6 protein-coding genes and 2 other annotated features are annotated in these 6,376 nt (G+C 35.4%); of the genes, 1 reads left to right on the top strand and 5 read right to left on the bottom strand.

Annotated features, from left to right (window positions below; all coding sequences use genetic code 11):
• The 4 genes from AC3AX0_RS05325 to AC3AX0_RS05310 all read right to left on the bottom strand — a co-directional run.
• Positions 1-848, bottom strand: an 848-nt coding sequence (locus AC3AX0_RS05325; protein WP_487549271.1) for a dihydroxy-acid dehydratase domain-containing protein, incomplete at its 3' end; no start/stop codon positions are given.
• Positions 849-857: 9 nt separating this feature from the next.
• Entirely contained in the window at positions 858-1,847 is a 990-nt protein-coding gene (gene ilvC, locus AC3AX0_RS05320) for a ketol-acid reductoisomerase (protein WP_487549270.1), read from the bottom strand.
• 321 nt (positions 1,848-2,168) lie between these two features.
• Positions 2,169-2,402, bottom strand: coding sequence for a hypothetical protein (locus tag AC3AX0_RS05315; RefSeq protein ID WP_487549269.1), 234 nt, complete (start codon positions 2,400-2,402; stop codon positions 2,169-2,171).
• Between the two features lie 280 nt (positions 2,403-2,682).
• Positions 2,683-2,941 (bottom strand) — a binding site (T-box leader).
• Between the two features lie 116 nt (positions 2,942-3,057).
• Positions 3,058-3,873, bottom strand: coding sequence for an IclR family transcriptional regulator (locus tag AC3AX0_RS05310; protein ID WP_487549268.1), 816 nt, complete (start codon positions 3,871-3,873; stop codon positions 3,058-3,060).
• 201 nt (positions 3,874-4,074) lie between these two features.
• Positions 4,075-4,299, top strand: a binding site (T-box leader).
• 213 nt (positions 4,300-4,512) lie between these two features.
• Here AC3AX0_RS05310 and ilvA point away from each other — a divergent pair.
• A complete protein-coding gene (gene ilvA, locus AC3AX0_RS05305; RefSeq protein ID WP_487549267.1) occupies positions 4,513-5,754 on the top strand; it encodes a threonine ammonia-lyase in 1,242 nt (413 codons plus the stop codon).
• 76 nt (positions 5,755-5,830) lie between these two features.
• Here ilvA and AC3AX0_RS05300 read toward each other — a convergent pair whose 3' ends face one another.
• The gene (locus AC3AX0_RS05300) at positions 5,831-6,031 is read right to left on the bottom strand and encodes a cold-shock protein (protein WP_487549266.1); all 201 of its coding nucleotides are present in this window, start codon (positions 6,029-6,031) and stop codon (positions 5,831-5,833) included.
• Positions 6,032-6,376 lie beyond the last annotated feature (345 nt).

The raw sequence follows: 6,376 nt of genomic DNA, 5'->3' as shown, positions 1-6,376 counted from the left end.
ACATCAGCTTCATATGCAATTGCAGTCAAGTGAAGAACTGTATTTGTCGAACATCCAAGCGCCATGTCGCATGCAAGAGAATTCATGAATGCTTCCTTTGTCATAATGTCTCTTGGCTTTATGTCATTTTCTACAAGCTCCATTATTTTCATTCCTGAAAGCTTGGCAAGTCTCTTCCTTTCAGAATAAACAGCAGGCACAGTTCCATTTCCAGGCAATGCCATTCCTAAAGCTTCAGTCATGCAGTTCATAGAGTTGGCTGTAAACATACCTGAACAGGATCCACATGTAGGACAGGCAAAGTTTTCGATATAATTCATCTCTTCCATATCCATCTTGTCTGCAGTAACAGCCCCTACACCTTCAAATACTGTTATTAGATCAATTTCTTCCTTGCCTTTTTTACCTGCAAGCATAGGTCCACCGCTTACTATTATAGTTGGTATGTTTATTCTTGCTGCAGCCATAAGCGCTGCAGGAACAGTTTTATCACAGTTTGGCACTATAACAAGTCCGTCAAGTCCATGGGCTATTGTCATAGTCTCAATGCTGTCACAAATAAGTTCCCTGCTTGCGAGGGAATATTTCATTCCCTCGTGGTTCATTGCAATACCGTCGCATACGGCTATTCCTGGAAACTCAAGAGGAGTTCCGCCAGCCATAAGAACGCCGCGTTTTGCAGCTTCAGCTATATCTTTAAGTCCAACGTGTCCTGGGACAATTTCATTGAACATGTTTACAACACCGATAAAAGGCCTGTTTATTTCTTCATCCGTCAACCCGGATGCTTTCAACAAGGATCTATGGGGTGCTTTTGCAAGTCCTAATTTAACTAAATCACTTCCCATTTCTGCCTCCTAGTCGATCCAACTCATCATTTTTCTTAGTTCTTTACCAGTTGTTTCAATCAAGTGCTTGCTTTCAGACTTCTTGATTGCAGTATACATAGGTCTTCCTGCCTGATTTTCAAGAATCCATGTTCTAGCGAATTCACCAGTTTGGATTTCTTTAAGAACTTGTTTCATTTCTTTTCTAGTATCTTCTGTTATTATTCTTCTTCCTATCATGTAGTCGCCAAATTCAGCAGTACCACTAACACTGTCTCTCATTTTTTCAAATCCACCTTCATATAGAAGGTCAACTATAAGTTTAGTTTCATGTAGACATTCGAAGTATGCTATTTCAGGCTGGTATCCAGCTTCAACCAAAGTATCAAATCCAGCTTTGATAAGCTCAGTAACACCACCACAAAGTACAGCTTGCTCACCGAATAAGTCAGTTTCAGTCTCTTCCTGGAATGTAGTCTCGATAACGCCTGCTCTTGTTCCGCCAATACCTTTAGCATATCCCAAAGCTGTGCTTCTGCAATGTCCGGTAAAATCCTGCTCTATTGCAAATAGACAAGGTACTCCAGCACCTATTTCAAATTCTCTTCTTACAAGGTGTCCAGGTCCCTTTGGTGCAACCATGAATACATCCACGTTTGCAGGTGGTACTATCTGGTTGAATATTATATTGAATCCGTGTGCAAATGCAAGAGCATTTCCTTCTTCCAAGTATGGTGCTATTTCTTCGTCATAAACTTTTTTCTGCATTGTATCTGGAATTAATATCATTATAACGTCAGAAGCCTTTGCAGCATCTGCAACAGACATAACTGTAAGACCTGCCTCTTCAGCCAAAGCCTTAGACTTACTTCCTTCATACAAACCTACTACTACATCTACTCCACTTTCCTTAAGGTTTAATGAATGTGCATGTCCCTGCGATCCATAACCTATAACTGCTACTTTCTTTCCTTCGAATACCTTTAAATCCGCATCACTATTATAATACATCTTACTCATTTTTGAAATCCTCCTATATGATTGTACTTATTTTTCAGCACATTGTATTTTGTATACATTATATAACCTGATACCCTTTTAGTCAATACATTATTAGTGTTTTTTGTTAAGATTACCATGAAATTTAGCCCTAATAATTCCATAAAAAACAGGTTAATTCAATAAATGTTTTATCTCTAAATATTAACTTTAAAGCTACATTATATATGTAGTATCTGGATACTCTACCAGACACTACATATAATATAATTAATAAATCAATTCTTAATCTTAATCATATATACTCTATCTATATTATTTACAATAATATTAAGTTTAGTCTCAAGCAACTTCAACTATATCAGATACATCTACAAGTCTCTTAACATATAATATAGCCTGATCCATTCCAAGGTTCAAATGATCATCTACTGCAAACTCTAGTCTCGATACTCCGTTTACTTCCTTCATAGAAAATTCCTTTACTATGAAATTCTTTCTTCTTAAAGTCATCAATACTCTTACTGCTGAATCTAACCCATTTGATACATTAAAACATACTTTTCTACAATTCATTTTTTTACCTCCTAGTTTTAAGCAAGAACGTAGCTAAGTTTATTCATGAAACAAATATATCGCAACGCATCAATGCGATATGGCTTGTTGAAAGAATAAGTACGAAACTCGTTGTTGATTAAAACTTCCTTTTTTTCTTAGGATCTTTAAGCAACCAACTGTTGGTTAAAACTTCCTTTTTCTTTGCTCTGTTTAAGCAAAAGCTTAACAAATGCTCTGCATGACTTGAATAAGAGTATAAAAAAAAACCTCTCATCTCTACATACATCAACTAGATGTATATAGGGACGAAAGGTCTTTCGCGGTACCACCCTATTTGCGGTTTTTAAAGCCGCCTCTCTTCAAGTCGAAAGAAACTAATTTCTTATTTCTTTGAACTCTAGCCTTGTAACGTAGGCGTACGTCTTCATCTACTCATCATACTTTCGATTCAGAAGCTCAAGAGTGATCATATAATATCCTCGCTTCACTGATTTCCACCAACCATCAGCTCTCTGTATCCGCAAAACAGATATTTTTCTCTCTTTCAAAGCTTATATACTTAAATACGAGTATATATTCTATTGAAGTGTTTGTCAATAGTATTTCAATAAATATATTACAATAATTTAAAAGTTATTAATTATTCAAAATATACATGATTTACTCAATCAATTTAATAGCCTAAATCAATTGATATTTCTCTTGCAACGTTTTTCATTATATCAATGAACTCGTTGCGTTCCAAATCCTTTGCGATAGGCATTGACCTTAAAATACTAATAGCGGCTATGGCTTCATTGTATTTATTCAATATAGGGACAGCATAACAAAAGATACCTGTTACAAATTCTTCATTATCAATGCTGTATCCTGCTTTGGCAATAGAATCCAGTTCCTGTAGAAACTCATCCATATTAACTATTGTATTTTCAGTATGTTTTTCCATTTCACCCATATTTTTAAGAATATTGTCCCTTTTATCCTTTTTCATGAAAGCCAACATACATTTACCTACTCCCGTACAGTATATAGGGTTTCTTGTGCCAATTCTGGAGCTAATGAAAATCGATTTATTTCCTTCCAATGTATCTATATATACCACTTCTGCTTTTTCTATTATGGCCAGGTGCATTGTTACATTCAATTTATTAACTACTTTTTCAAGATGAGGCCTTGCCTTTTCATAGATTATATTGTTTTTTTGGACTAGCTCTCCCAATTCAAGCAATGCCAATCCAAGACTATATTTTTGATTATCTGGATTCTGATGCAAAAACCCTCTAACACTCAGCGTATTAATCAATCCAAATACCGTACTTTTACTAATTTGAAGTTCCTCTGAAATCTCCTTTACACTTAGCTCCCTTGAACTAAGTTTAAAAAGTTCCAATATATTTATTGCCTTGTCTATTGATTGAATAACTCTTGTTTTCCCCATATCAACACTCCAATTTTTATCGTTTTGTAAACATCTTATATATTTTATCATTGTATTGTTTATTACTCAAGCAGGATTTCCGTATGAATCAGCATTGATGTTCCTTAACTTCTGCTTATGTTACTTTATTTTTCAACTAATACTCTCAATATTTTCATTTTAATTCACTCGGTAACCCTACTGCATTCTAATTTGCACTTGACAATTACGAACTTCCCATTTAAACTTATTACAAGTAACAAAAATTTTATTGCAAATTCTTTGATGGAGACAGTTGCTCTGATCAATTGCTTGTAGAGAGTCGGTGGCTGGTGAAAACCGATAGCAATATCACAGTGAAAATCACTCCTGAGAAGTGTACCCGAATTATAGTAAGGTGCACCGGTTAATCTCGTTATTGATTTAGGTTTGTTGGAACTGAAACAAGTGGCTCTTCGGAGCAATTAGAGTGGTACCGCGGGATATCCCGTCTCTGTTATATACAGAGACGGGTTTTTTTATTTTCTAAATGCTGTTGAAGTATAAACAAACCGGATACAAGTATAAGGAAAATATAAGAAAGGATGTTTTAATCAACAGCTAGTTTCGTACTTATTCACGAGACAAACCGTATCGCATTGATGCGTTGCGATACGGTTTGTCTCGTGAATAAACTCAACTATGCTTTTTCTTAAAACTAGGAGGAAAACTATGAGTTGTTTGGAAGAGAGAGATGAAATGTTTAATTTAAATGAGGTATTAGAAGATGTTAAGAAGGCCTGCAAAAACCTTGATGGGATAATTAAAAAGACTGAGCTGGTTTACAGTGATTTCTTCAGTGAGGAGTGCAGAAACAACGTATATCTTAAGCCAGAAAATCTTCAGTTTACAGGTTCCTTTAAAATCAGAGGAGCATACAACAAAATTGTAAATCTGCCTGAATCAGTAAAAAAGAACGGTATTGTGGCATCATCTGCAGGAAACCATGCCCAGGGTGTGGCCTTTTCAGCAAATGCACTTGGCATACCATCCAAAATAGTAATGCCAAATGTAACACCTCTTATTAAAATTGATGCTACACGAAAGCATGGTTCTGAAGTAATTATACACGGCGATATTTACGATGACGCCTATGAAAAGGCTCTGGAAATAGCCGAAAACGAAGGAAGAGAATTCATACATCCCTTTGACGATTACGATGTAATCTGTGGTCAGGGTACAATAGGATATGAAATATTGGAACAACTTGAAAATGTTGATGAAATACTAGTTCCCGTAGGTGGTGGTGGTCTCATTTCAGGTATCGCCATGGCAGTAAAAGCTATAAATCCCAATATAAGGGTAATAGGTGTGGAACCTGAGGGAGCACTTACAATGAAAACATCCCTTGACAACAACAGGATAACCGACCTTGACTACATACAAACTTCTGCAGAAGGCGTTGCTGTGAGAAGGCTTGGAAACCTTCCATTCGAAATAGCCAGGGAATATGTTGACGGAATAATATCAGTATCGGAGCAGGACATAATGGAAGCCCTTCTTATGCTTATAGAAAAGCATAAGTTCGTTGCTGAGACAGCAGGTGTTCTATCTCTTGCAGCACTGAAAAAACTTACTGTTTCAAACAAAAATATAGTTTGTTTACTTAGCGGTGGAAATATAGATGTTGTAACAATCTCTTCTATGATAAATAAGGGTCTTGTATCAAGAGGAAGAATATTTTGCTTCAGTGTAGATCTTCCAGATACCCCTGGACAGCTTCTAAAAGTATCACAGATACTTTCTGAATTGAGAGCAAATGTAATAAAGCTCGATCACAACCAGTTCAAGGCAATGGACAGACTTGAAAACGTTCAGCTTGAAGTTACAACAGAAACAAACGGTCATGACCATATAAATGAAATAATAGCAGCTCTCAACAAGGAAGGTTTCAGCGTAAACAGAGTATACTAATTATTTAACTTTCTTAAGCAAAAATAAAAAACCTGGAAATTTGATTTCCAGGTTTGTTTTTAATACTGTTTATAGATTATAATCCTCTTACGTCTTCTGCTTGAGGTCCTTTATCTCCCTCAATTACTGAAAACTCTACCGCTTCCCCTTCATCCAAAGTTTTGAAGTTAGGTTTGTCGATCTTTGAATAGTGTACAAACACATCAGTTCCCTCATCACTTGTAATGAATCCGAATCCTTTTTTTGAATCAAACCACTTAACTGTTCCTCTTTGCATTATATATATCCCTCCGAAAATTATGTATTTCCTTTAACTGATGTTCGAAAAACTAAAATATATTCCCTTAATTATTGTAACCAATAGATTTAACTACAAATAACATTTAAATCTAAAAATGAATCAATTTTAATTAAACAAATCATTCCACTTAAAGGCCTAAAAATATTATATACTCATATTCACCTCTATGCAAGATTTTTCATTCCATTTCGCTGTATTTACACTCGTATTGACAGAGCAACTGACTGATTGTAATAAATATAAAATTAATCAATAATTTTTATTGACATCTTTCTCTATATTTGATATCATAATTATGCATGAGGGCGCATAGCTCAGCTG

The organism is Dethiosulfatibacter sp., assembly GCF_983023055.1.
Note: the sequence above shows the minus strand (reverse complement) of the source record. Positions and strands in the feature narration are given on the sequence as shown.

What these genes read in the sequence shown, in the direction of transcription:
- AC3AX0_RS05310 (WP_487549268.1), bottom strand. Translation starts at nt 3,873, where the DNA reads ATGATAAAATATATAAGATGTTTACAAAACGATAAAAATTGGAGTGTT.
- ilvA (WP_487549267.1), top strand. Translation starts at nt 4,513, where the DNA reads ATGAGTTGTTTGGAAGAGAGAGATGAAATGTTTAATTTAAATGAGGTA.
- ilvC (WP_487549270.1), bottom strand. Translation starts at nt 1,847, where the DNA reads ATGAGTAAGATGTATTATAATAGTGATGCGGATTTAAAGGTATTCGAA.
- AC3AX0_RS05315 (WP_487549269.1), bottom strand. Translation starts at nt 2,402, where the DNA reads ATGAATTGTAGAAAAGTATGTTTTAATGTATCAAATGGGTTAGATTCA.
- AC3AX0_RS05300 (WP_487549266.1), bottom strand. Translation starts at nt 6,031, where the DNA reads ATGCAAAGAGGAACAGTTAAGTGGTTTGATTCAAAAAAAGGATTCGGA.